This window comes from Tibeticola sediminis (assembly GCF_003843835.1).
Lineage (GTDB): Bacteria > Pseudomonadota > Gammaproteobacteria > Burkholderiales > Burkholderiaceae_C > Tibeticola > Tibeticola sediminis.
Genome location: NZ_RKQL01000002.1, coordinates 287583 through 310052, shown reverse-complemented (window position 1 = coordinate 310052; position 22470 = coordinate 287583). Strand labels below are relative to the sequence as shown.

The window sequence follows — 22470 nt, the reverse complement described above, 5'->3', positions numbered from 1 at the left end:
GGGTGCCCTTTCAAAGCGTGTCGAGACGCTGGCCAGCCAGCGCCCTCTGGATCCCGGCGTTCATGCGCCGGGCGGCGAAAGCCTCCGTCTCGGTCGCCAGCGCCTGGCTCGCGGCCTCGATCGATGGCGCATCGTTGGCCGCCTCGACGGTCCTTTGCAGCGCCTCCATGCGCTCCTCGATGCGCTCGCGCTCGCCTGGCAACAACAGCGCGCCGTCTTGCTCGATGGCGCTGCGCGTGGCCAGCAGCAGACGGTCGGCGTCGACCCGTGCCTCGACGAGCGCGCGCGCCTTCATATCGGCCTGCGCGGTCGAAAAGCTTTCCTGCAGCATCCGGGCGATCTGTTCGTCGGACAGGCCATAAGACGGTTTGACATCGATCGCGGCCTCGACACCGCTCGTCAGCTCTTGGGCATGCACATGCAGCAAGCCGTCGGCATCGACGGTGAAGGTCACGCGAATCCGCGCCGCACCCGCTGCCATAGCGGGAATGCCGCGCAGCTCGAAGCGCGCAAGGCTACGGCAGTCGGCAACCAGGTCGCGCTCGCCTTGCACCACATGCAGCGCCAGCGCGGTCTGACCATCCTTGTACGTGGTGAAGTCCTGCGCCATGGCCGTGGGGATGGGTGTGTTGCGCGGAATGATGCGCTCGACCAAGCCCCCCATGGTCTCGATGCCGAGCGAAAGCGGAATGACATCGAGCAACAACAAATCGCCACTCGGGTCGTTGCCTGCGAGCTGGTTGGCCTGAATCGCCGCGCCGAGCGCCACCACCTCGTCCGGGTTGAGGTTGTTGAGCGGCTCCCGCCCGAAGAAATCGGCCACCCCCCGCTGAACTTGCGGCATGCGGGTCGAGCCACCCACCATCACCACGCCCTGAATGTCGGCTGGCGCGAGCTGCGCATCACGCAAGGTGCGGCGCACCACGGCCATGCAGCGCTCGGTGAGCGGCTGGGTTGCCGCCTCGAACTCGGCGCGTGTCACGCTGAGGTCGCGCCCAGCCTCGGGCCAGACTTCGCGCAAAGCGACCGTATCGGCCGAACTCAAACGCTCTTTGACCCGGCGAGCCGCCAGCCGCAGGTGCGCCTGGCTTTCGGGGTCTGCGCTGCCCAGTTCGGGCGCACGCTCCAGCAGCCAGGCGGCCAAGGCGCGGTCGTAGTCGTCGCCGCCGAGCGCCGAATCACCACCGGTGGCGAGCACCTCGAAAACGCCTGAGCTCATGCGCAGGATCGAGACGTCGAAGGTTCCCCCTCCGAGGTCAAAGACCGCGTAGATGCCCTCACTCGCGTTGTCCAGCCCATAGGCCACGGCTGCTGCCGTCGGCTCATTGATGAGCCGCAGCACCTTCAAGCCCGCAAGCAGCGCCGCATCCTTCGTCGCCTGCCGTTGGGCATCGTCGAAATAAGCGGGTACGGTGATGACGGCGCCGTACAAATCCGAGTCGAAGCTGTCCTCGGCACGCTGCCGCAGCGTCGCGAGGATCTCCGCGCTCACCTCGACCGGCGTTTTCACGCCTTGGACCGTCTCGATGGCGACCATTTCGGGGCGGTCGACGAAGCGGTAGGGCAAACGCTCCCGTTCGGCAATGTCGGCCTGCCGCCTTCCCATGAAACGCTTGACCGAAACGATGGTGTTCTGCGGGTCGGTCGCCGCCGCGGCCAGCGCTTCGTCGCCCACCACGCGTCGCCCGTCGGGCAGATAACGCACCACGGACGGGAGCAAAACCCGTCCTTGGGCGTCCGGCAGGCACTCGGGCGTGCCGTGGCGGACGGCCGCGACGAGGGAGTGCGTCGTCCCCAGGTCGATGCCCACTGCGATGCGGCGGGCGTGGGGATCGGGTGTTTGCCCGGGTTCGGAAATTTGGAGGAGTGCCATGAATGAATGATGGAGTCGCCGCGGCTACGGTCGCGCAGAGCCGTTTGGATGGTCCTGCTGGCGCGTCAGCGGCGCCGCTCGCGGGCCTCCGCCAACTCATGCTGCTTTTGCAGCAGCGCCTGCCGTATCCGGTCGATGAACATGAGTTGTCGAACCGCCTCGGCCGCAGCCTTGGGGTCGTGATGGGTGTCGAGTGCCTGCTCAACCGCGGCGAGCGTTCGCGCGCGCGCCGCTTCGATCTCCGCACGCAAGGCTTCCAAGGCCTGCGCATCCTGCGCATCCTCGAGCGCTTCGCGCCAGGCCATTTGCTGCATCAGGAAGGCCGGCGGCATCGCCGTGTTGTCTTCGGCTCGAACCGGAAAGCCGTCGAGGCTACACAGATAGGCCGCCCGCCGCACCGGATCGAGCAAGCGCTGCCGCGCCTCGTTGATTCGAACCGCCCACTGCATCGCGAGTCGTTGCGCGGCTTCGCCCTGACTCGCAAAGCGGTCCGGATGGGCCTGCCGCTGCAAAGCCTTCCACCGGGCATCGATTTCCGCCGGGTCCTGGGCGAAGCGCCGCGGCAGTCCGAACAGCGCGAAGTCGTCCGAATGGAGCGTGGTTTCCGTCGCCTGCACCTGCGTCAAACCCTGAAGCTCTCGCCACACCCGCAGCGGTCACGCTCGTTCGGGTTGTTGAACCGGAAGCCTTCGTTGAGGCCCTCGCGCACGAAGTCGAGCTCGGTGCCGTCGATGTAGGCCAAGCTCTTGGGATCGATGATGACCTTGACGCCGTGTTGCTCGAACACCAAGTCCTCCGGCGCGATTTCGTCGACGTACTCGAGCTTGTAGGCCAGGCCGGAGCACCCGGTGGTCTTGACACCGAGACGAACCCCAACCCCTTTGCCGCGACGACTGAGGTATTTCTTGATGTGCGCCGCAGCGGCTTCGGTCAACGTGATGGCCATCGGGCCCCCTTTAGCTGGCGTGTTTTTTCTTGTAATCCTCGACCGCGGCCTTGATCGCATCTTCGGCCAGGATCGAGCAGTGGATTTTCACCGGAGGCAAGGCCAGTTCTTCGGCAATCTGGCTGTTTTTGAGCTGAGCCGCTTCGTCGAGCGTCTTGCCCTTGACCCATTCGGTCACGAGCGAGCTCGAGGCGATGGCCGAACCACAGCCATAGGTTTTGAAGCGCGCGTCTTCGATCACGCCGGTCTCGGGGTTGACCTTGATCTGCAGCTTCATCACGTCACCGCAGGCGGGGGCACCCACCATGCCGGTGCCGACGCTTTCATCGTTCTTGTCGAAAGAACCGACGTTGCGCGGGTTCTCGTAATGGTCGACGACCTTTTGGGAATAAGCCATGATGAATTCCTCCTGAATCAAGCGGTCAATGGGCGATCAATGGGCGGCCCATTGAATGGTGGATAGATCGACCCCTTCTTGGTACATCTCCCAAAGGGGACTGAGTTCGCGCAGACGCGCCACGTTTTCGCGGATGGTCTGGACGGCGTAATCGACTTCTTGCTCGGTGGTCCAGCGACCCATGGTGATCCGCAGGCTGCTGTGCGCGAGCTCATCGCTGCGGCCGAGCGCGCGCAGCACATAGCTGGGTTCGAGCGAGGCCGAGGTGCAGGCCGACCCGCTCGAGACGGCCAAACCCTTGACCCCCATGATGAGCGATTCGCCCTCGACGAAGTTGAAGCTCAGGTTGAGGTTGTGCGGCACGCGCCGGGTTGGATGCCCATTGAGAAATACCTGCTCGACATCCTTCAGTCCGGCAAGCATGCGCTCATGCAGCGCGCGAACCCGGGCATTGTCCTCAGCCATTTCGAGCTTCGCGATCCGGAACGCTTCGCCCATGCCCACACACTGATGCGTGGGCAAGGTGCCCGAACGCAGGCCGCGCTCATGACCGCCGCCGTGCATCTGCGCCTCGAGGCGGACCCGGGGCTTGCGCCGCACGTAGAGCGCGCCGATGCCCTTGGGGCCATAGGTTTTGTGCGACGCGAGGCTCATCAAATCCACAGGCAGCGTCGAGAGATCGATGTCAACCTTGCCGGTGGCCTGGGCCGCGTCGACATGCAGCAGGACACCCTTCTCGCGGCAGATGCGGCCGATTTCCGGGATGTCCTGGATCACGCCGATCTCATTGTTGACCAGCATGACACTGGCCAGGATGGTGTCGGGGCGGATCGCGTCCTTGAATCGATCGAGGTCGAGCAAACCGTCTTCCTGCACCGGCAGATAGGTCACTTCGAAGCCTTGGCGCTCGAGTTCACGCATGGTGTCGAGCACGGCCTTGTGCTCGGTCTTGACGGTGATGAGGTGCTTGCCCTTGCCTTGATAAAAGTGCGCCGCACCTTTGAGGGCCAGGTTGTTCGACTCGGTGGCGCCGCTGGTCCAGACGATCTCGCGCGGATCGGCGCCGATCAGGGCTGCGACCTGTGCACGGGCTTTTTCGACCGCTTCCTCCGCTTCCCAGCCCCAGGCATGGCTGCGCGAGGCCGGGTTGCCGAAGTGGGTGTGCAGCCAGGGCAGCATGGCTTCGACCACCCGCGGATCCACCGGCGTGGTGGCACCGTAGTCGAGGTAAATGGGCATCGAATCAGGACGGGACAGGGCGTGGGACATGGGCTCAGCCTTTCGGAAAAAAATATCGGGTCGGTGGGTTCGAACGTTCAGCCCTTGGCCAGAGCGGCACCCAGCGCGAACACCGAATTCGGGGCGTTGACCCGTACGGGCTTGACGCTGGAAGGCATCGGGGCAATGGCCCGCTTCGGCGCGCGGTGATTGTCGAGCGAGACACCTTGCGCTCTTTGCTGGTCGACCAAGCTCTGGAGGGTCACGGACTGGAGAAACTCCAGCATGCGATCATTGAGGGCCGACCAGAGGTCGTGCGTCATGCAACGACCGGCCTCGCCTTGGCAGTTTTCTTTGCCGCCACAATGGGTAGCGTCGATCGGCTCATCGACCGACAGAATGATGTCGGCCACCGTGATCTCTTCGGCGGGGCGGCCCAGCGTGTAGCCACCGCCCGGCCCACGCGTCGACTCGACCAACCCGTTGCGGCGCAGCTTCCCGAAAAGCTGCTCCAGATAGGAAAGCGAAATATGCTGCCGCTGGCTGATGGCGGCCAAAGTAACCGGCCCCGCGGCCTGGCGCAAGCCCAGATCGATCATGGCAGTAACGGCAAACCGTCCTTTGGTGGTGAGGCGCATGGCTGACTCCTTGAGCACGCCACGCGGGACCTGGAATGGAGGATGCCCCAGTCATTCCCGAGTGACGGCGTCAAGTATAACAGATATCCGACAAAACCACTCTGCTTTATAAACTTCTCGGTAACTCGGTGAACCATTGCGTTCATGGTGCCGCATCCTCGGGTGCCATGCTGGCGGTATCTTGCACGACGGCACCGAAGGTCCGCTCTTTGAGGCGTTGGAGCTGATCGCGCACAGCCGCCGCTTTCTCGAATTCCAGGTCTTTCGCAAAGGCGAGCATCTGCTTTTCGAGACGCTTGATCTCACGCGCGACTTCCTTCTCGCTGAGCGCCTCGATCTCTCCCCTCGCGCGCTGGTCCTGTTCGAGCCGCTCGAGCTCGCGGCCGGCTTTTTCACTGTAGACACCGTCGATGAGGTCACGGACCTCTTTGATGATGCCCCGCGGCGTGATGCCGTGTTCCAGGTTGTGTGCGACTTGCTTGCGCCGTCGGCGCTCGGTTTCCTCGATGGCACGCCGCATGGAGTCGGTCACCCGGTCTGCGTACAGGATCGCCCGGCCATGCACATTGCGTGCGGCACGGCCGATGGTTTGAATCAGGCTGCGCTCGGAGCGCAGGAAGCCCTCTTTGTCGGCGTCGAGGATCGCGACCAGGCTCACCTCGGGGATGTCGAGCCCCTCGCGCAAGAGGTTGATGCCGACGAGCACGTCGAAGCTGCCGAGCCGCAGGTCACGGATGATTTCGACCCGCTCGACCGTGTCCACGTCGGAATGCAGGTAGCGCACCTTGACGCCGTTTTCGTTCAGGTAGTCGGTCAGCTGCTCGGCCATGCGCTTGGTGAGCACGGTGATCAGCACCCGCTCGCGCCGCTCCACGCGCAGGCGGATTTCCTGCAACACATCGTCGACCTGGTGGGTGGCCGGGCGCACCTCGACTTCGGGGTCGACGAGCCCGGTCGGGCGCACCAGCTGCTCCACCACCTGTCCCGAGTGGGTGCGCTCGTACTCGGCCGGCGTGGCCGAGACGAAGATGCACTGCCGCATGCGGCGCTCGAACTCCTCGAACTTCAGCGGCCGGTTGTCGAGCGCCGAGGGGAGCCGAAAGCCGTATTCGACCAGCGTGGTCTTGCGCGCGCGGTCGCCGTTGTACATGCCACCGAGTTGGCCGATGAGCACATGGCTCTCGTCGAGGAACATCACGGCGTCGCTCGGCAGGTAGTCGGTCAAGGTGCTGGGGGGCTCGCCCGGCGCGGCGCCCGAGAGGTGCCGGCTGTAGTTTTCGATCCCTTTGCAGTGACCGACTTCGCTGAGCATTTCGAGGTCGAAGCGGGTGCGCTGCTCGAGCCGTTGCGCTTCGACGAGCTTGCCCATGCCCACCAACTCCTTCAGTCGTTGGTCGAGCTCGAGCTTGATGCTCTCGACCGCCGCGAGCACCTGGTCACGCGGGGTGACGTAGTGGCTGCTCGGGTAGACGGTGAAGCGCGGAATCCGCTGTTTGACGCGGCCGGTCAGCGGGTCGAATAGCTGCAGGCTTTCGACCTCGTCGTCGAAGAGTTCGATGCGGATCGCCAGCTCCGAGTGCTCCGCAGGAAAGACGTCGATGGTGTCGCCGCGTACCCGGAACTTGCCACGGGTAAAGTCTTGGTCGTTGCGCTGGTATTGCATGCGGATGAGCTGCGCAATGATGTCGCGCTGCCCCATGCGGTCGCCGGTGCGCAGCGTCATTACCATGCGGTGGTAGCTCTCCGGGTTACCAATGCCATAAATGGCGCTGACGGTGGCGACGATGACCACATCGCGCCGCTCCATCACGCTCTTGGTGCACGACAGCCGCATCTGCTCGATGTGCTCGTTGATGGCGCTGTCCTTTTCGATGAACAGATCGCGCTGCGGCACATAGGCTTCGGGCTGGTAGTAGTCGTAATAGCTGACGAAGTACTCCACCGCGTTTTTCGGGAAGAACTCGCGAAACTCCGAATAGAGCTGCGCCGCCAGGGTTTTGTTCGGCGCGAACACGATGGCCGGGCGCCCCAGGCGCGCGATCACGTTGGCCATGGTGTAGGTCTTGCCCGAGCCCGTCACGCCGAGCAAGGTTTGAAACACTTCGCCGTCACGCACCCCTTCGACGAGCCGCTCGATCGCCTCGGGCTGGTCGCCCGCCGGCGGATACGGCTGGTACAACTCGAAGGGCGAGCCCGGAAAGCGCACGAAGCGGCCAGGACGCTCGGTGGGAGGCGATTGCGTTTCGATCATGGCTCGAGAGTATCCCGCGAATGCCGACCGGAGGTCGGTAAAATCGCGGGTTTTCCCGGTGCCCCGCGGTGCCAATTCCGTCCCTCAACCCACGCCAGGCTCTACACCATGTCCTTGTTTTCCGCCGTCGAAATGGCCCCCCGCGATCCCATTCTGGGGCTCAACGAACAGTTCAACGCCGATCCGAACCCGAACAAGGTCAACCTCGGCGTGGGCGTCTATTTCGACGACAACGGCAAGTTGCCGCTGCTCGAGTGCGTGCGCCAGGCCGAACAAACCCTGATGGCTGCGCCCAAGCCGCGTGGCTACCTGCCGATCGATGGCATCGTGGCCTACAACCAGGGCGTCAAGGCGCTGGTGTTCGGTGCCGACAGCGAGCCCGTGCAGTCGGGGCGCGTCGTGACGGTGCAGGCGCTCGGCGGCACCGGCGGGCTGAAGATCGGCGCCGACTTCCTCAAGAAGCTCAACCCCACGGCCCAGGTGCTGATTTCCGACCCGAGCTGGGAAAACCACCGTGCGCTCTTTTCGGCCGCGGGCTTCGACGTGGGCACTTACGCGTATTACGACGCCGAGCGCCGTGGCCTGAATTTCGCGGGCATGCTCAAGAGCCTGCGCGCCGCCACGCCCGGCAGCATCGTCGTGCTGCACGCCTGCTGCCACAACCCCACGGGTTATGACCTCGACGCCGGCCAGTGGGATCAGGTCATCGAGGTGGTGCAGTCCCGTGGGCTGATTCCCTTCCTCGACATGGCATACCAGGGCTTTGGCTTTGGTTTGGCCGAGGACGGCGCGGTGATTCAAAAATTCGTCGCCACGGGCATGGAGTTTTTCGTCTCCACCTCGTTCTCCAAGAGTTTCAGCCTCTACGGCGAGCGTGTGGGCGCGCTCTCGGTGGTCAGCCGCAGCAAGGACGAGGCCGACCGCGTGCTCAGCCAGCTCAAGATCGTCATTCGCACCAACTACTCCAACCCGCCAACGCATGGCGGGTCGATCGTGGTCGGCGTGCTGGGCAACCCTGAGCTCCGCGCGCTCTGGGAGCGGGAATTGGGCGAGATGCGCGTGCGCATCAAGTCGATGCGGCAACGGCTCGTGGACGGGCTGAAGGCTGCCGGCGTGCAGCAAGACATGAGCTTCATCACGCGGCAAATCGGCATGTTCAGCTACAGCGGCCTCACCAAAGAGCAGATGGTGCGGCTGCGCAACGAGTTTGGGGTTTACGGCACCGACACCGGCCGCATGTGCGTGGCGGCGCTCAACAGCAAGAACATCGACTACGTGTGCAAGGCCATCGCCGCGGTGGTCTGACGCGCTCTGGAAGCCGGCCTGCACTGGCTGTGACACGCATGAAAGCCGCCTGCGGGCGGTTTTCTGCTTTTTTCGCGGGATCCCAGCGTGAACTGGTCAGAGGCTGAGAGGGAATTGGGCGTGCCCGAAGGGGTGCCCTAAGGCAACGCTGAATAAGTTCCCGCGATGGCGCGCGCCCGGCCGCGGGATGGTATGCGAGGCGCAAACCGCAGCCATAGCCGCAGCTATGGCGAGGATTTGCAACGAAGCAGACCGCCCGCAGCCGGGATGCGCGACGCGCGAGGGACTTGTTCAGCGTTGCCCTAAAACGCGTCCGAGTAGGCGCAAAGCACAGCCGTAGCTCGGGCTACGGCGCGCATTTGCAACGCCCTCGGGCGTGTTTTGAGACGTCAAAGCGGGCATGGTCAATTCCCTCTCAGCCTCTCAGCTCTTGCGATCAAAAATGGACCGTTCTGAGGGCGTTGCGCGCGGGATGATCCCGATGCAGCGTCTGGCCATATCGGTTATATTGCACTGCAACAATTCTTTTCGCAGGCCACGATGCTCTACCAGATCTACGAAACCCAACGGGCTTTCATCGAGCCCTTTGCCGACCTTGCACAGGCGAACGCCAAGCTGTTTTCCAACCCGCTGTCGCCCTTTGGCCAGATGCCCATGGCGCAACGCATCGCTGCGGGCTATGCCTTGCTGCACCGCCTGGGGAAGGACTATGAAAAGCCGCAGTTCGGCATCCATACGGTGCCCGTCGATGGGGTGGAGGTGGCGATCCATGAGCGCGTGGAGATCGACAAGCCGTTTTGCGAGCTGCGTCGTTTCAAGCGCTTCAGCGACGACCCCAAGACACTGGAAAAACTCAAGGGCCAGCCGCCGGTTCTGATCGTTGCGCCCTTGTCGGGGCACTACGCCACGCTGCTGCGCGACACCGTGCGCACCATGCTCCAGGACCACAAGGTCTACATCACCGACTGGAAAAACGCCCGCATGGTGCCGCTGTCGGAGGGGGAGTTCCACCTCGACGACTATGTCCACTATGTGCAGGAATTCATCCGCCATCTCCAGGCCCAATATGGCAACTGCCATGTGGTGAGCGTCTGCCAGCCGACGGTGCCGGTGCTCGCCGCCGTGTCGCTGATGGCCTCGCGCGGTGAACGCACGCCGCTGACGATGACCATGATGGGCGGCCCGATCGATGCGCGCCGCTCGCCCACGGCAGTGAACAATCTGGCGATGAAGCGCAGCTTCAGCTGGTTCGAAAACAACGTCATTTACCGCGTGCCGCCGAATTTTCCCGGCGCGGGCCGACGCGTCTACCCCGGTTTCTTGCAGTACACGGGCTTCGTCGCGATGAACCCGGATCGGCATGCGACCAGCTACTACGACTATTTCCGCAACCTCATCAAAGGCGACGATGCCAGCGCCGAGGCGCATCGCAAGTTCTATGACGAGTACAACGCCGTACTCGACATGGATGCGAACTATTACCTCGAAACCATCCGCACGGTGTTTCAGGAGTTCAAGCTCGTCCACGGAACCTGGGACGTCCGCGCGCCCGACGGCACGCTCGAGCGCGTGCGGCCGCAAGACATCAAGGACACGGCGCTGCTGACGATCGAGGGTGAACTCGACGATATTTCCGGCTCCGGCCAGACGGAGGCGGCGCACGACCTCTGCACGGGCATCGTCCGCAAGGAACAGCACCACCTCGTCGTCGAAGGGGCGGGCCACTACGGCATCTTCAGCGGCCGCCGCTGGCGCGAGCGGGTCTACCCGCACGTGCGGGATTTCATCGCCGAGCATCAACGCACGTTCGTGAACCCGCCGGCGGCGACTGAGGTCGCCCCGGTCGAAGCAGCCGTATCCGCGCCCGCCGAAGCGAGCGCCGAAGCCGCCCCGCCCGTGCGCAAAGGCCGGCGGACTTCTGCGGCCTGAGAGGCTGAGCTTGGCCCAGTCCCTGACCCCTTGAAGGAATCGGCTCGATGAGCGCGCTTGAACGGCTGGCCCGCCAACTCGACGACGCTCTGCCGCAAACCCAGTGTCAGCGCTGCGGCTATCCCGACTGCGCCCACTACGCCGACGCCATAGCGCGCGAGGGTGCGGCGATCAACCGCTGCCCGCCCGGGGGCGCTGAAGGCATCGCTCGGCTGGCGGCCTTGTGTGGGCGCGAGCCCGCGCCGCTCGACCCGGACTGCGGGGTGGAGCAGGCGCGCAGCGTCGCCTGGATCGACGAGGACTGGTGCATCGGTTGCACGCTGTGCATCAAAGCCTGCCCGGTCGATGCGATCGTCGGTACGCACAAACGGATGCACACCGTGCTCGAAGCCGAGTGCACCGGCTGCGAGCTGTGCATCCCCGTCTGCCCGGTCGACTGCATCCGCCTCGAAAACATCAGTGGCGCGGCGACGGGCTGGGCTGCGTGGTCATCTGAACAGGCCGAGCGCTCGCGTCGCCGCTATGCGGCCCACCGCGAGCGGCTGGCGCACGAGGAGCGCGCACGCGTCGAGCGGCATGTCGCCGAAGCCGAAGCCAAGCTTGCCGATTTGCCGGGGCATTCCCGGCTGACCGACCCTGCGGTGCTCGAGAAAAAGCGCGCGGTGGTCGAGGCGGCACTGGCCCGCGCGCGGGCCAGACTCGAAGGCGTGAAGAACGCCTGAGCCTGTGACGAATCGGGTGGGTCAGCCGGGCGCCTGAGCCAGCGCGGCAAACGCGCGCACCACCTCGGGTGGAGCCTGAACCAGCTCGATCAACACCCCTTCCCCACTGATGGGGAATTCCTCATTGCCCTTGGGGTGCAAAAAGCAAATGTCGAAACCCGCCGCCCCAGGGCGGATGCCGCCCGGCGCAAACCGCACGCCCTGGCTACTGAGCCAGGCCACGGCGGCGGGCAAATCGTCGATCCACAGGCCCACGTGGTTGAGCGGCGTCGTGTGAACCGCCGGCTTCTTTTCGGGGTCCAGCGGCTGCATCAGATCCACCTCGACCTTGTAGGGGCCGCTGCCGATCGCGCAAATGTCTTCGTCGACATTTTCCCGTTCGCTCGCAAAGTGACCGGTCAGCTCGAGTCCGAGCAGGTCCACCCAGAGGCGCCGCAGCTGCGCTTTGTCGGGCGCGCCGATGGCGATTTGCTGGATGCCGAGGACTTTGAACGGTCGCTCGGGCGCCTGCGGGGGTATTGCTGCGGCGTTCATGCGGCGAACTCCACGATCGGTTGATCGACGGCGAGCGATTCGCCCTTCGAGGCGAGCACCTTGGCCACGACCCCATCGGCACTGGCGAACAGAACGTTCTCCATCTTCATGGCTTCGATCACGGCGATGCGCTCGCCCGCCTGCACCTTCTGCCCCGGCGCGACCGACACCTCGACCAGCAAGCCCGGCATCGGGGAGAGCACGAAGCGGCTCATGTCCGGCGGCGCCTTGAACGGCATCAGGCGGAACAGCTCGGCCACCCGCGGGCTCAGCACCAGCGTGTCGATGCGTCGCCCGTTGTGCCCAATGCGGTAGGCCAGTGGGTGTTGGGCGTCCCCGCGCTCGACCTGAGCCGTGAACGGCTGGCCGTTGACGGTGCCGGTGAACACGATGTCGTTGAGCCTGGAGGTGCTTTCGATTTCATAGCACTGGGTGCCCAGTTTGACCCGGGCCCGGCCGGAAATGCCATCGAAATCGTCGATTTCGACCGGCGTGTGCACATGCTGGCCATCCTCAGCCAGCGTCACGACGACCATGTCCCGGTGCTCCGGCGCGGCATAGCCCGGCAGCCGCCCGGTGATGCCCGCGGCCCGCGAGCGCGATTTGCGCCGCACATAGGCCGCGAGCGCAAGCAAGAAGGACGGATCCTCGTGCGCAACGTCATGCGCGGTGAAACCGTGCGGATAGTGCTCGGCGATGAAGCCGGTGTTGAACGCGCCGGAGACGAACTTCGGATGCGCCAGCAGCGCCGCCTGGAACGGGATGTTGCTCTGTACGCCGCGGATCACGAAGCCGTTGAGCGCCTCGCGCATGCGCGCGATCGCGTCGGCGCGATCGGTGCCGTGGACGATGAGCTTGGCGATCATCGAGTCGTAGTACATCGGGATCTCGCCGCCCTCGAACACGCCGGTGTCGACGCGCACGCCATAGCGATGGGTGGTGTCGGCCTGCCACATCGATTCCTTCGGTGGTTTGAAACGCACGAGGCGCCCGGTCGACGGCAGGAAGTTTCGGAACGGATCTTCGGCGTTGATGCGGCACTCGATCGCCCAGCCCTCGCGCCGGACGTCGGCCTGCGTGATCGGCAGCTTTTCGCCAGCGGCAACGCGGATCATCAGCTCCACGAGGTCGAGGCCGGTGATGCACTCCGTCACTGGGTGCTCGACCTGAAGCCGGGTGTTCATCTCGAGGAAATAGAAATCCTGGTCTTTGCCGACCACGAACTCCACGGTGCCTGCGCTCTGGTAGTTGACCGCCTTGGCCAAGGCCACGGCCTGCTCGCCCATGGCGCGGCGGGTGGCGTCGCTGATGAAGGGGCTGGGCGCCTCCTCGATGACTTTTTGGTGGCGGCGCTGGATCGAGCATTCGCGCTCATGGAGGTAGACCACGTTGCCGTGCGCGTCGCCGAGCACCTGGATTTCGATGTGCCGGGGTTCGAGCACGTATTTCTCGATGAACACCCGGTCGTCACCGAAGCTGTTGCGCGCCTCGTTGCGGCAGGAGGTGAAGCCCTCGAGCGCTTCCTTGTCGTTGAAGGCCACGCGCAGGCCTTTGCCGCCCCCCCCCCGCGCTCGCCTTGATCATCACGGGGTAACCGATGCTGCGGGCGATTTCGACTGCCCGCTCGGGCGATTCGATCGCGTCGTTCCAACCGGGGATGGTGTTCACACCGGCTTCGGTGGCGAGCTTCTTGGAGGCGATCTTGTCGCCCATGGCCGCGATCGAGTAGTGCTTCGGGCCGATGAACACCAGGCCCTCTTCTTCGACGCGGCGCGCAAAGTCTTCGTTTTCCGACAGGAAGCCATAGCCTGGATGGATGGCCTGCGCGCCGGTCTGCTTGGCGGCGGCGAGGATTTTGTCGGCCACCAGATAGCTCTCGCGGCTGGGCGCCGGCCCGATGCACACCGCCTCGTCGGCGAGCAGCACATGCCGCGCATCGCGGTCGGCCTCGGAATACACGGCGACCGTCTGGATGCCCATCTTCTTCGCCGTGGTGATGACCCGGCAGGCGATCTCGCCGCGGTTGGCAATCAGGATCTTTTGGAACATGGGGTTCGACTCCTCGGGTCTTACAGCGGAATGTTCCCGTGCTTGCGCCACGGGTTTTCGAGCTTCTTGTCTTTGAGCATCACCAGGCTGCGGCAAATGCGCTTGCGGGTTTCGTGCGGCAGGATGACGTCGTCGATGTAGCCGCGCTCGGCGGCGACGAAGGGGTTGGCGAAGCGGCGCTTGTATTCGGCTTCACGCTCGGCGAGCTTGGCCGGGTCCTTCTTGTCCTCGCGGAAGATGATCTCCACCGCACCCTTGGCACCCATCACGGCAATCTCGGCATTCGGCCACGCCAGGTTCACGTCGCCACGCAGGTGCTTGGAAGCCATGACGTCATAGGCGCCGCCATAGGCTTTGCGGGTGATGACCGTAATTTTCGGCACGGTGCATTCGGCATACGCGTAGAGCAGCTTGGCGCCGTGCTTGATGATGCCGCCGTACTCTTGCGAAGTGCCGGGCATGAAGCCGGGCACGTCGACGAAGGTGACGACCGGGATGTTGAAGGCGTCGCAGAAGCGAACGAAGCGCGCGGCCTTGATGCTGCTCTTGATGTCCAGGCATCCCGCCAGCACCAGCGGCTGGTTGGCCACGATGCCCACCGTCTGCCCGTCCATGCGCGCGAAGCCGACGATGATGTTCTTGGCGTTTTCGGGCTGAATCTCGAAGAAGTCGCCGTCGTCGACGGTCTTCAAGATCAACTCCTTCATGTCATAGGGCTTGTTGGGGTTGTCGGGCACCAGGGTGTCGAGGCTGAGCTCGGCCCGATCCACGGGGTCGCCGCTCGGGCGCAGCGGTGGCTTCTCGCGGTTGTTGAGCGGCAGGTAGTTGAACAGCCGGCGCAGCATCAGCAAGGCTTCGACGTCGTTGTCGAACGCACCGTCGGCCACGCCGCTCTTGGTGGTGTGGGTCACCGCGCCGCCCAGCTCCTCGGCGGTCACCTCCTCATGCGTCACGGTCTTCACCACCTCGGGGCCGGTCACGAACATGTAGCTCGAATCCTTGACCATGAAGATGAAGTCCGTCATGGCCGGCGAATACACCGCGCCGCCTGCGCACGGCCCCATGATCATGCTGATTTGCGGAATCACGCCGCTGGCCATGACGTTGCGCTGGAATACTTCGGCATAGCCGCCCAGCGAAGCCACACCCTCCTGGATGCGCGCACCGCCCGAGTCGTTGAGGCCGATGACCGGCGCGCCGACCTTCATCGCCTGGTCCATGATCTTGCAGATCTTCTCGGCATGCGCCTCGGACAACGCGCCGCCAAACACCGTGAAGTCCTGGCTGAAGACGAACACCAGGCGGCCATTGATCATGCCGTAGCCGGTGACCACGCCATCGCCGGGGATCTTGTTGTCGGCCATGCCAAAGTCGGTGCAGCGGTGTTCGACGAACATGTCCCACTCTTCGAAGCTGCCCTCGTCCAGCAGCACCTCGATGCGCTCACGGGCGGTCAGCTTGCCCTTGGCGTGCTGTGCGTCGATGCGCTTCTTCCCACCGCCCTCGCGGGCGGCCGCGCGCTTCTTCTCGAGTTGTTCCAGGATGTCGTGCATGGAGAGGTCTCCTCGTTCGGTATGAAATCAAGAGCAGCCTAGCACCGGCTGGCGCTGGCTTCGAGCAGTTTTCTTGCCGCAGTCGACGCCGGCAGCGTGCCGGCGCTGACCTCGGCGCTGAGTCGGGGCAGCAGTTCGCGCACCCGGGGATGGGCGCGGAAGGCCTCGCGCAGACCGCTGTCGATGCGCTCCCACATCCAGGCCAGCGCCTGCTCGCGCCGGCGCGCGGCGATGTCGCGCGCGGCGCGATAGGCCGCCACCGCCGCCCAGAACTCAGGAATGCCCTGCCCTTTGAGCGCGCTCAGCCGCAGCACACGGGCCCGCCATTCGCTCGCGCGTCCATGCTGCGTGAACAGCCGCAGCGCGCTGGTGATCTGCGCCTCGGCGCGGGTCGCCGCATCGGGGTCGAGGTCGGCCTTGTTGATGACGATCAGATCGGCGACTTCCATCACACCCTTCTTGATCGCCTGCAGATCGTCACCGGCATTGGGCAGTTGCATCAGGACGAAGACGTCGGTCATGCCGGCCACCGCCGTCTCGCTCTGCCCCACGCCCACGGTTTCGACGATCACCACGTCGTAGCCGGCGGCCTCGCACAGCAGCATCGTCTCGCGGGTTTTCTCGGCCACGCCGCCGAGCGTGCCGCCCGAAGGGCTCGGCCGGATGAACGCGCGCTCGTGCACCGAGAGCCGCTCCATACGCGTCTTGTCGCCCAAAATGGAGCCCCCTGAAACGCTCGACGACGGGTCCACCGCGAGCACGGCGACGCGATGCCCTTGGTCGATCAGATACAGCCCCAGCGCCTCGATGAAGGTGCTTTTGCCCACCCCGGGCACACCGCTGAGCCCGAGCCGAAACGCGCCGCCCGTGCGCGGCAGCAAGGCGGTCAACAGCGCATCGGCCTCGGCGCGGTGCTCGGGCCGTGTCGATTCGATTAGGGTGATGGCCTTGGCCAGCGCCCGGCGTTGCGCCATGGGCGCGCCGTGCAGCAGATCGGCCTCGATGCGCTCGATGTTCAAGCCTGCGCCTTTTTGATCTGCTCGAGCACGTCTTTCGCGCTGGCTGGAATCGGCGTGCCGGGGCCGTAAATGCCCTTCACCCCGGCCTCATACAGAAACTCATAGTCCTGCCGCGGAATCACGCCGCCGACGAAGACGATGATGTCTTCCGCGCCTTGTTGTTTGAGGGCCTCGATGATCGCGGGCACCAGCGTCTTGTGCCCCGCGGCGAGCGTGGAGATGCCGATCGCGTGCACGTCGTTCTCGATCGCTTGGCGCGCGCACTCCTCGGGCGTCTGGAACAGCGGGCCGATGTCGACGTCGAAACCCAGGTCGGCAAAAGCCGTGGCCACCACCTTGGCGCCCCGGTCGTGCCCGTCCTGCCCGAGCTTGGCGATCATCACGCGCGGCCGACGGCCGTGTTCCTCGGCGAACTGCGCGATTTCCTTTTGCAGCTGTTCCCAGCCCTCGGCGGAATCGTATGCGGCGGCGTACACCCCGGTCACCTTCTGTGTGTCGGCGCGGTGGCGCCCGAAAACTTTCTCCAGCGCGTCGCTGACCTCGCCCACCGTGGCGCGCAACCGGATTGCCCGGATGCTCAGGTCGAGCAGATTGCCCTGGCCGGTGCGCGCGCACTCGGTCAGCCGGTCGAGCGCAGCCTGCACGGCGGCGGGGTCGCGGCTCGCCTTGATTTGGGCCAGGCGCGCGATTTGTTGCTCGCGCACCTTGACGTTGTCGACCTCGAGGATTTCGACCGGGTCTTCCTTTTCGAGGCGGTATTTGTTCACGCCCACGATCACGTCTTTGCCCGAGTCGATCCGCGCCTGCTTTTCGGCCGCGGCCGCCTCGATCTTGAGCTTGGCCCAGCCGGAGTCGACCGCGCGGGTCATGCCGCCCATGGCATCGACCTCCTCGATGATGGCCCAGGCTGCGTCCGCCATGTCCTGGGTGAGCTTCTCCATCAGGTAGCTGCCCGCCCAGGGGTCGATGACGTTGGTGATGTGCGTCTCTTCCTGGATGATGAGCTGCGTGTTGCGCGCGATGCGGGCGCTGAACTCGGTGGGCAGCGCAATCGCCTCGTCGAAGCTGTTGGTGTGCAGGCTTTGCGTGCCACCAAACACGGCGGCCATCGCTTCGATCGTGGTGCGCACGATGTTGTTGTACGGGTCCTGCTCGGTCAGGCTCCAGCCGCTGGTCTGGCAGTGTGTGCGCAGCATCAGGCTCTTCGGGTTCTTCGCGCCAAAGCCCTTCATGATGCGGCACCAGAGCAAGCGCGCGGCGCGCATCTTGGCGATCTCGAGATAGAAATTCATCCCGATCGCCCAGAAGAACGAAAGGCGCCCGGCAAACGCATCCACATCCAGCCCTTTGGCCAGCGCCGTCTTCACATACTCCTTGCCGTCGGCAAGCGTGAAGGCCAACTCCAGCGCCTGGTTCGCCCCGGCCTCCTGCATGTGATAACCCGAAATGCTGATCGAGTTGAACTTCGGCATGTGCTGGGCCGTGTACTCGATGATGTCGCCGATGATGCGCATCGACGGCTCGGGCGGATAGATGTAGGTGTTGCGGACCATGAACTCCTTGAGGATGTCGTTCTGGATGGTCCCGGCCAACTGGTCTTGCGCCACGCCCTGCTCTTCGGCAGCCACCACATAGCCCGCCAGCACCGGCAACACCGCGCCGTTCATGGTCATGCTGACGCTGACCTTGTCGAGCGGAATGCCGTCGAAGAGGATCTTCATGTCCTCGACGGAATCGATCGCCACCCCGGCCTTGCCCACGTCGCCCACCACCCGCGGGTGGTCGCTGTCGTAACCGCGGTGCGTAGCCAGATCGAACGCCACGCTCACGCCCTGCGCCCCGGCGGCGAGCGCCTTACGGTAGAAGGCGTTGGACTCTTCGGCGGTCGAGAAGCCCGCGTACTGGCGGATCGTCCAGGGGCGCACCGCATACATCGTCGCCTGTGGCCCGCGGATGAAGGGCTCGAAGCCGGGCAAGGTGTCGGTATAGGGCAGCCCCTGCAAATCGACCGCCGTATAGAGCGGCTTGACCCGTATGCCGTCGGGCGTGACCCAGGTCAAAGCCTCGACGTCTCCGCCGGGCGCGGATTTTGCGGCGGCCTTTTTCCAGTCGTCGAGGGTGGCGGGCTTGAATTCAGGGCTGGGCGTGGTCATGCGGCACTCGTGAGGAATTTTGGCGGCAAGTCTACATCATTCATAATTATTGATGCAGAATATTGCGCAACACTGACATCGCATCCCAGGCTCCATTCATGTCCGCCATCACGCTCGCCCCCCGTGCGCTCTACGAGGAAGTCGCCGAATTGCTGCGCCAGCGCATCTTTCGCCGCGAACTCCAGCCCGGCGCCTGGATCGACGAGCTGCGGCTCGCGCAGGAACTCGGCATCAGCCGCACGCCGCTGCGTGAAGCCTTGAAGGTGCTGGCCGCCGAGGGCCTGGTGACCATGAAGGTGCGCCGCGGCGCCTACGTCACCGAAGTGTCGGAGAAAGACCTGCGCGATGTCTACCACCTGCTCGCGCTGCTCGAGTCCGACGCTGCCGCCGTGGTTGCCGGCCGCGCGCGCGACGCCGACCTCGCGCAGTTGCAGGCTCTGCACGACGAGCTTGAAGCCGCGGTCGCCGACCGCGACCGCTTCTTTGCGGTGAACGAACGCTTCCACATGGCCCTGCTCGAACTGGCCGACAACCGCTGGCGCCTCCAGGTCGTGGCTGATCTGCGCAAGGTGATGAAGCTCAACCGTCACCACTCGCTGCTCAAGCAAGGGCGCATCGAAGAATCCCTCGCCGAACATCGCGCACTCATGGAGGCGCTGCGTGCGCGCGACCCGGAGGCCGCCCGCGCCGCAATGTGGCATCACTTCGAAAACGGGCTCGAGGCTGCGGGCTGAGGCCCACCCACCGAGACTCAAATTCGATAGCAACCGAACCGCATTTCACGCTGGCAAGCAGCCAGAAAACACCAAAATTCTGCGGTCACGGCAGGTCGCAGGCCTGCGCGAACGGCGTACGGGTGATCTGCAAGGTCACGTGGGTGATGTCGAAATGCTCGTGCAGCTCCTCGGCCGCATGCTGCAAAAAAGCATCGTCGCCCCCCTCCGGCATGACCAGGTGCGCCGTGAGCGCAACCTGACCCGTGCCCGGCGCCCAGATGTGCAGGTCGCGCACCTCCGTCACACCCGGCAGGCCCGCGAGCAGCGCCCGCACGGCTTGCGGGTCGACGCTGTCGGGCACGCCGTCAAACAGCAAGTGCAAGGACTGCCGAAACAGCCCCCAGGTGCCCACGCCGATCACCGCCGCAATCACCAGACTCACCACCGGATCGAGCCACACCCAGCCCATCCACAGCGTCAGCGCCCCGGCGATCACGACGCCGAGCGACACCAGGGCATCGGCCGCCATGTGCAAGAAGGCGCCGCGGATGTTGAGGTCCGCCTCGCCGCCGCGCATGAACAGCAAGGCGGTGGCGGTGTTGATCACGATGCCCACGCCCGCCACGGCCATGATGGTCACGCCCTGCTCCTGCACCAGGCCTACCCCCAGCCGCAAGCGCCCGATCGCCTCCCAGGCGAGCCCGCCAATCGCCATGAGCAAGAGCACGGCGTTGGCAAAAGCCGCCAGCACGGAGGCGCGCTTCCAGCCCCAGGTGTGCCGCGCATTGGGCCGCAACCGAGCGGCCATCGCCCCGCCCCAGGCCAGCAGCAGACCGGCGACATCGCTGAGGTTGTGCCCGGCGTCGGCCAGCAACGCGAGCGAATCGACCTTCCAGCCATAAAACCCCTCGATGACGACGAAGGCGATGTTGAGCGCGATGCCGATGGCAAACGCCCGGTCGAAGTTGGCGGGCGCGTGGCTGTGGCCGTGCGCGTGGGTGTGAGCGTGGGGATCGGACATCTGTGACGAAGAAAGAAGCAGCAAGGCACCGAGCGCGGGGCCATCAGCGACGGCGCAGCACACCTTGCAGATCGGTGCCGGGCGCGACGGTGTTGAAGACCGTGCCGTATTTGCGCACGTTTTCATGCAGCAAACGCAAGCGCTGGTCGGACTCATCGGTGTCGACCACGATTTCGTACCGAATCGACTCCATCTTCGGCGGCACATCCTGCCGAACGCCGTCGACGATCACCTCGACACCGCGCAACTGAAACTTGAGGATCGGCACCACCCGCTCGATCCCCTTGATCATGCAGGCCGACAACGCCGCCAGCAGCAGTTCGGCGGGGTTGAACGCCTGCGGGTTGCCCGCCAGGTCAGTGTCGAGCGCAATCTGCGCCTCTTTGCACACGGCCAGGCTGCCGTGGGCATCGACGCGCCGCGCCTGCACATGAAAGCGCATACGGGTCGGGGTCGAATCACTCATGGTGAGTCTCCGGTGATGGCTTCGGAAGCGGGCCTTCGGCCGCGGGTTCATGGCGGCGCCCGAGCACAGGATAGCCTTTTTGCATCCACAGCAACACGCCGCCACGCATCGGTCGCGCGTGGGGGTAGCCGCGCTCGCGCAGGAAAGCCGCCGCAGCCTCGCTCTCACGCCCATCGCGACACACGAGCACCAGTTCGCGCTCGCGCGGCAGCTCGCCGTAACGCGCAGCGAGTTCCGCCATCGGCAGGTTCACCACCTCCGGCGCGACCAGCGCGAGCGCCTGCGCTTCCCCCGGCCGCCGCAGATCGACGAACAAAGCACCCTGTTGCGCGCGTTCCCGCGCCAGGGTCGTACAGATTTGAACTTCGGGATGGGCGGTCATGCACAGAAGACGCAGCGCCCGCCAAAAAGACGCAGGGCCAGCCCGAGTGCCTGCCCCCCCGCCACCACCGGCTTGCCCGAGCCCTGCGTCTTTTGAGCATTGCATGCGTCTTCTGCAAGCATCGATCGGGTGCCTTGAAAGGCCGAAACTGACATTCAATCAAGCCAAAAACGCATCCGTGAACTCAAACTCTAAAATTGCGGTCAAGCGGGACTGGCCTACAGCGGGCTTCGCCCGCTGTAAGTCGGTCCCTTACCTTAAACATTAGATCCTAGTCATTACAGCCATGGAACACTTCGTCGCATATCACAGCGCCAAATTAATGGGCCACGAACTCAAGCCATCCGGCGAACTACGCTTCTTGAGCCGAAAGCCCGGCCTTCTCAAGAAGGCTGTAGGAAACACCGTATGGGTCGTCCAAGGTGTCCCCGACGGAAAGAAAACTTCATTCTTCCTTTGTGGCGCTTACGTTGCTGATCGAGTTGACGTCGAAGACCCTTCATCCAATCTCTACGTCATTTCTGGTCAAAGCCTGAAAGAGTTTGTCCCGCCTGTGCCACTGGATAGTCTTGATTGGTTCCGCTTGCTTTATAACTCTCAAAGGAACTTCAGCTTGGGTTTCAATCGCATTAACGACGAGAAAGTTGTTCAGGCACTTGAGGCGCTTCAGGCCCAAGGTAACCCATCATCCACTTTCGTACCTCCTGACGTTGATCTTCCCTCAACCGGGACCGAAGGCGTTTCGCGCCTGGTATCTCATCTTCGCCGCGAACGAAATCGGGCAATCGTCGAAGCAAAGAAAGTTGCAACCCTTAACGCCAAAGGTCGCCTGTGTTGCGAAGTGTGCGGGTTCGATTTTGCAGCTACCTACGGTGCTCTCGGAGAAGGCTTCTGTGAGGTGCACCATCTGGTGCCACTCTCAGCAGCGTCTGATTCAGTCACCACTACGCTCAATGACTTGGCAATTCTCTGTTCCAACTGCCATCGAATCATTCATCGCTCTGACCCAATGCTATCGGTATCTCAGTTGGCTGAGGTGGTACGCAATGGTCGCCGCTAACGATCATGGTGGTTGCCGCCACCCCCGAAGATGAAAGAGACTTTGGGGTGGAAGGTTGCGGGTAGAGGTCGCAAAAGTTTTTGGCGGCTTGTCCCCGTTCCTAAAGACCCAAGCCCAAAGCGGCGGCCCCGCTGACGAGCACTGCAACCAGCGGCGTACGTTGCCACCAAGCGGGCTTGGGCACGGCCGGCTGCACGCGAATCGGCGCAGATTTCACGCCCATCGGCGGCGATGTCTG

Annotated in this window: 21 protein-coding genes; 5 read left to right on the top strand and 16 right to left on the bottom strand. The window is 64.3% G+C overall.

Translation table 11 applies throughout. The annotated features are described in order from the left end of the window. Positions 1-10: 10 nt before the first annotated feature. The 7 genes from hscA to uvrB form a co-directional block, all read right to left on the bottom strand. Entirely contained in the window at positions 11-1873 is a 1863-nt protein-coding gene (gene hscA, locus EDC62_RS06375) for a Fe-S protein assembly chaperone HscA (protein ID WP_124221728.1), read from the bottom strand. Between the two features lie 65 nt (positions 1874-1938). Beyond that, entirely contained in the window at positions 1939-2499 is a 561-nt protein-coding gene (gene hscB / locus EDC62_RS06370; RefSeq protein ID WP_245968777.1) for a Fe-S protein assembly co-chaperone HscB, read from the bottom strand. After that, positions 2496-2819, bottom strand: a complete 324-nt coding sequence (iscA, locus tag EDC62_RS06365; protein ID WP_124221726.1) for an iron-sulfur cluster assembly protein IscA — start codon at positions 2817-2819, stop codon at positions 2496-2498. Before iscA ends, hscB begins: the two co-directional genes overlap by 4 nt. 10 nt (positions 2820-2829) lie before the next feature. Next, positions 2830-3216 carry a Fe-S cluster assembly scaffold IscU gene (gene iscU / locus EDC62_RS06360; protein WP_124221723.1) on the bottom strand — a complete coding sequence of 129 codons (387 nt, stop codon included), beginning with the start codon at positions 3214-3216 and terminating at the stop codon, positions 2830-2832. A gap of 36 nt (positions 3217-3252) precedes the next feature. Beyond that, positions 3253-4485 (bottom strand): IscS subfamily cysteine desulfurase, encoded by a 1233-nt coding sequence (locus tag EDC62_RS06355; RefSeq protein ID WP_281273833.1) that lies wholly within the window; start codon positions 4483-4485, stop codon positions 3253-3255. A 47-nt stretch (positions 4486-4532) separates the two neighbouring features. After that, positions 4533-5072: a Fe-S cluster assembly transcription factor gene (locus EDC62_RS06350; protein ID WP_124221721.1), complete on the bottom strand. Its 540-nt coding sequence runs from the start codon at positions 5070-5072 to the stop codon at positions 4533-4535. 142 nt (positions 5073-5214) lie between these two features. Beyond that, entirely contained in the window at positions 5215-7323 is a 2109-nt protein-coding gene (uvrB, locus tag EDC62_RS06345; protein ID WP_124221718.1) for an excinuclease ABC subunit UvrB, read from the bottom strand. A 108-nt stretch (positions 7324-7431) separates the two neighbouring features. Here uvrB and EDC62_RS06340 point away from each other — a divergent pair, with 108 nt between their 5' ends. From EDC62_RS06340 to EDC62_RS06330, 3 genes are all read left to right on the top strand, one after another. Then, positions 7432-8628: an amino acid aminotransferase gene (locus tag EDC62_RS06340; protein ID WP_124221716.1), complete on the top strand. Its 1197-nt coding sequence runs from the start codon at positions 7432-7434 to the stop codon at positions 8626-8628. 540 nt (positions 8629-9168) lie between these two features. Then, on the top strand, positions 9169-10557 hold the full coding sequence (locus EDC62_RS06335) for a polyhydroxyalkanoate depolymerase (RefSeq protein ID WP_124221713.1): 1389 nt from the start codon (positions 9169-9171) through the stop codon (positions 10555-10557). Positions 10558-10604: 47 nt separating this feature from the next. Next, positions 10605-11279: an RnfABCDGE type electron transport complex subunit B gene (locus EDC62_RS06330; RefSeq protein ID WP_124221711.1), complete on the top strand. Its 675-nt coding sequence runs from the start codon at positions 10605-10607 to the stop codon at positions 11277-11279. A 21-nt stretch (positions 11280-11300) separates the two neighbouring features. Here EDC62_RS06330 and EDC62_RS06325 read toward each other — a convergent pair whose 3' ends face one another. Genes EDC62_RS06325 through scpA form a run of 6 tightly spaced genes read right to left on the bottom strand, consistent with a single transcriptional unit; the run spans position 11301 to position 18587 of the window. Beyond that, positions 11301-11813, bottom strand: coding sequence for a VOC family protein (locus EDC62_RS06325; RefSeq protein WP_124221709.1), 513 nt, complete (start codon positions 11811-11813; stop codon positions 11301-11303). Then, on the bottom strand, positions 11810-13354 hold the full coding sequence (locus tag EDC62_RS06320; RefSeq protein WP_425469953.1) for an ATP-binding protein: 1545 nt from the start codon (positions 13352-13354) through the stop codon (positions 11810-11812). Before EDC62_RS06320 ends, EDC62_RS06325 begins: the two co-directional genes overlap by 4 nt. Continuing rightward, entirely contained in the window at positions 13281-13862 is a 582-nt protein-coding gene (locus tag EDC62_RS13290; protein WP_425469952.1) for a biotin carboxylase N-terminal domain-containing protein, read from the bottom strand. The genes EDC62_RS06320 and EDC62_RS13290 overlap by 74 nt, the downstream gene beginning before the upstream one ends. Positions 13863-13882: 20 nt before the next feature. Continuing rightward, positions 13883-15415: an acyl-CoA carboxylase subunit beta gene (locus EDC62_RS06315; protein ID WP_124221707.1), complete on the bottom strand. Its 1533-nt coding sequence runs from the start codon at positions 15413-15415 to the stop codon at positions 13883-13885. Between the two features lie 38 nt (positions 15416-15453). After that, on the bottom strand, positions 15454-16434 hold the full coding sequence (gene meaB, locus EDC62_RS06310; RefSeq protein ID WP_170159028.1) for a methylmalonyl Co-A mutase-associated GTPase MeaB: 981 nt from the start codon (positions 16432-16434) through the stop codon (positions 15454-15456). After that, positions 16431-18587, bottom strand: coding sequence for a methylmalonyl-CoA mutase (gene scpA / locus EDC62_RS06305; RefSeq protein WP_124221704.1), 2157 nt, complete (start codon positions 18585-18587; stop codon positions 16431-16433). The genes meaB and scpA overlap by 4 nt, the downstream gene beginning before the upstream one ends. A 98-nt stretch (positions 18588-18685) precedes the next feature. Here scpA and EDC62_RS06300 point away from each other — a divergent pair, with 98 nt between their 5' ends. Then, positions 18686-19321: a GntR family transcriptional regulator gene (locus tag EDC62_RS06300; protein WP_124221702.1), complete on the top strand. Its 636-nt coding sequence runs from the start codon at positions 18686-18688 to the stop codon at positions 19319-19321. Between the two features lie 85 nt (positions 19322-19406). Here EDC62_RS06300 and EDC62_RS06295 read toward each other — a convergent pair whose 3' ends face one another. From EDC62_RS06295 to EDC62_RS06285, 3 genes are read right to left on the bottom strand one after another with little or no spacing between them, the layout of a single operon-like run. Then, complete coding sequence (locus EDC62_RS06295) at positions 19407-20324, bottom strand: cation diffusion facilitator family transporter (protein WP_124221699.1); 918 nt, start codon at positions 20322-20324, stop codon at positions 19407-19409. A gap of 43 nt (positions 20325-20367) precedes the next feature. Next, complete coding sequence (locus tag EDC62_RS06290) at positions 20368-20790, bottom strand: OsmC family protein (RefSeq protein ID WP_124221696.1); 423 nt, start codon at positions 20788-20790, stop codon at positions 20368-20370. Continuing rightward, complete coding sequence (locus EDC62_RS06285; protein WP_170159027.1) at positions 20783-21172, bottom strand: rhodanese-like domain-containing protein; 390 nt, start codon at positions 21170-21172, stop codon at positions 20783-20785. The genes EDC62_RS06290 and EDC62_RS06285 overlap by 8 nt, the downstream gene beginning before the upstream one ends. A 286-nt stretch (positions 21173-21458) precedes the next feature. Here EDC62_RS06285 and EDC62_RS06280 point away from each other — a divergent pair, with 286 nt between their 5' ends. Then, positions 21459-22232, top strand: a complete 774-nt coding sequence (locus tag EDC62_RS06280; protein WP_124221692.1) for an HNH endonuclease — start codon at positions 21459-21461, stop codon at positions 22230-22232. Positions 22233-22470 lie beyond the last annotated feature (238 nt).

Bases quoted from the DNA above. Each gene is read 5' to 3' on its own strand.
- hscA (WP_124221728.1), bottom strand. From the start codon at position 1,873: ATGGCACTCCTCCAAATTTCCGAACCCGGGCAAACACCCGATCCCCAC.
- iscA (WP_124221726.1), bottom strand. From the start codon at position 2,819: ATGGCCATCACGTTGACCGAAGCCGCTGCGGCGCACATCAAGAAATAC.
- iscU (WP_124221723.1), bottom strand. From the start codon at position 3,216: ATGGCTTATTCCCAAAAGGTCGTCGACCATTACGAGAACCCGCGCAAC.
- EDC62_RS06355 (WP_281273833.1), bottom strand. From the start codon at position 4,485: ATGTCCCACGCCCTGTCCCGTCCTGATTCGATGCCCATTTACCTCGAC.
- EDC62_RS06350 (WP_124221721.1), bottom strand. From the start codon at position 5,072: ATGCGCCTCACCACCAAAGGACGGTTTGCCGTTACTGCCATGATCGAT.
- uvrB (WP_124221718.1), bottom strand. From the start codon at position 7,323: ATGATCGAAACGCAATCGCCTCCCACCGAGCGTCCTGGCCGCTTCGTG.
- EDC62_RS06340 (WP_124221716.1), top strand. From the start codon at position 7,432: ATGTCCTTGTTTTCCGCCGTCGAAATGGCCCCCCGCGATCCCATTCTG.
- EDC62_RS06335 (WP_124221713.1), top strand. From the start codon at position 9,169: ATGCTCTACCAGATCTACGAAACCCAACGGGCTTTCATCGAGCCCTTT.
- EDC62_RS06330 (WP_124221711.1), top strand. From the start codon at position 10,605: ATGAGCGCGCTTGAACGGCTGGCCCGCCAACTCGACGACGCTCTGCCG.
- EDC62_RS06325 (WP_124221709.1), bottom strand. From the start codon at position 11,813: ATGAACGCCGCAGCAATACCCCCGCAGGCGCCCGAGCGACCGTTCAAA.
- EDC62_RS13290 (WP_425469952.1), bottom strand. From the start codon at position 13,862: ATGTTCCAAAAGATCCTGATTGCCAACCGCGGCGAGATCGCCTGCCGG.
- EDC62_RS06315 (WP_124221707.1), bottom strand. From the start codon at position 15,415: ATGCACGACATCCTGGAACAACTCGAGAAGAAGCGCGCGGCCGCCCGC.
- scpA (WP_124221704.1), bottom strand. From the start codon at position 18,587: ATGACCACGCCCAGCCCTGAATTCAAGCCCGCCACCCTCGACGACTGG.
- EDC62_RS06300 (WP_124221702.1), top strand. From the start codon at position 18,686: ATGTCCGCCATCACGCTCGCCCCCCGTGCGCTCTACGAGGAAGTCGCC.
- EDC62_RS06295 (WP_124221699.1), bottom strand. From the start codon at position 20,324: ATGTCCGATCCCCACGCTCACACCCACGCGCACGGCCACAGCCACGCG.
- EDC62_RS06290 (WP_124221696.1), bottom strand. From the start codon at position 20,790: ATGAGTGATTCGACCCCGACCCGTATGCGCTTTCATGTGCAGGCGCGG.
- EDC62_RS06285 (WP_170159027.1), bottom strand. From the start codon at position 21,172: ATGACCGCCCATCCCGAAGTTCAAATCTGTACGACCCTGGCGCGGGAA.
- EDC62_RS06280 (WP_124221692.1), top strand. From the start codon at position 21,459: ATGGAACACTTCGTCGCATATCACAGCGCCAAATTAATGGGCCACGAA.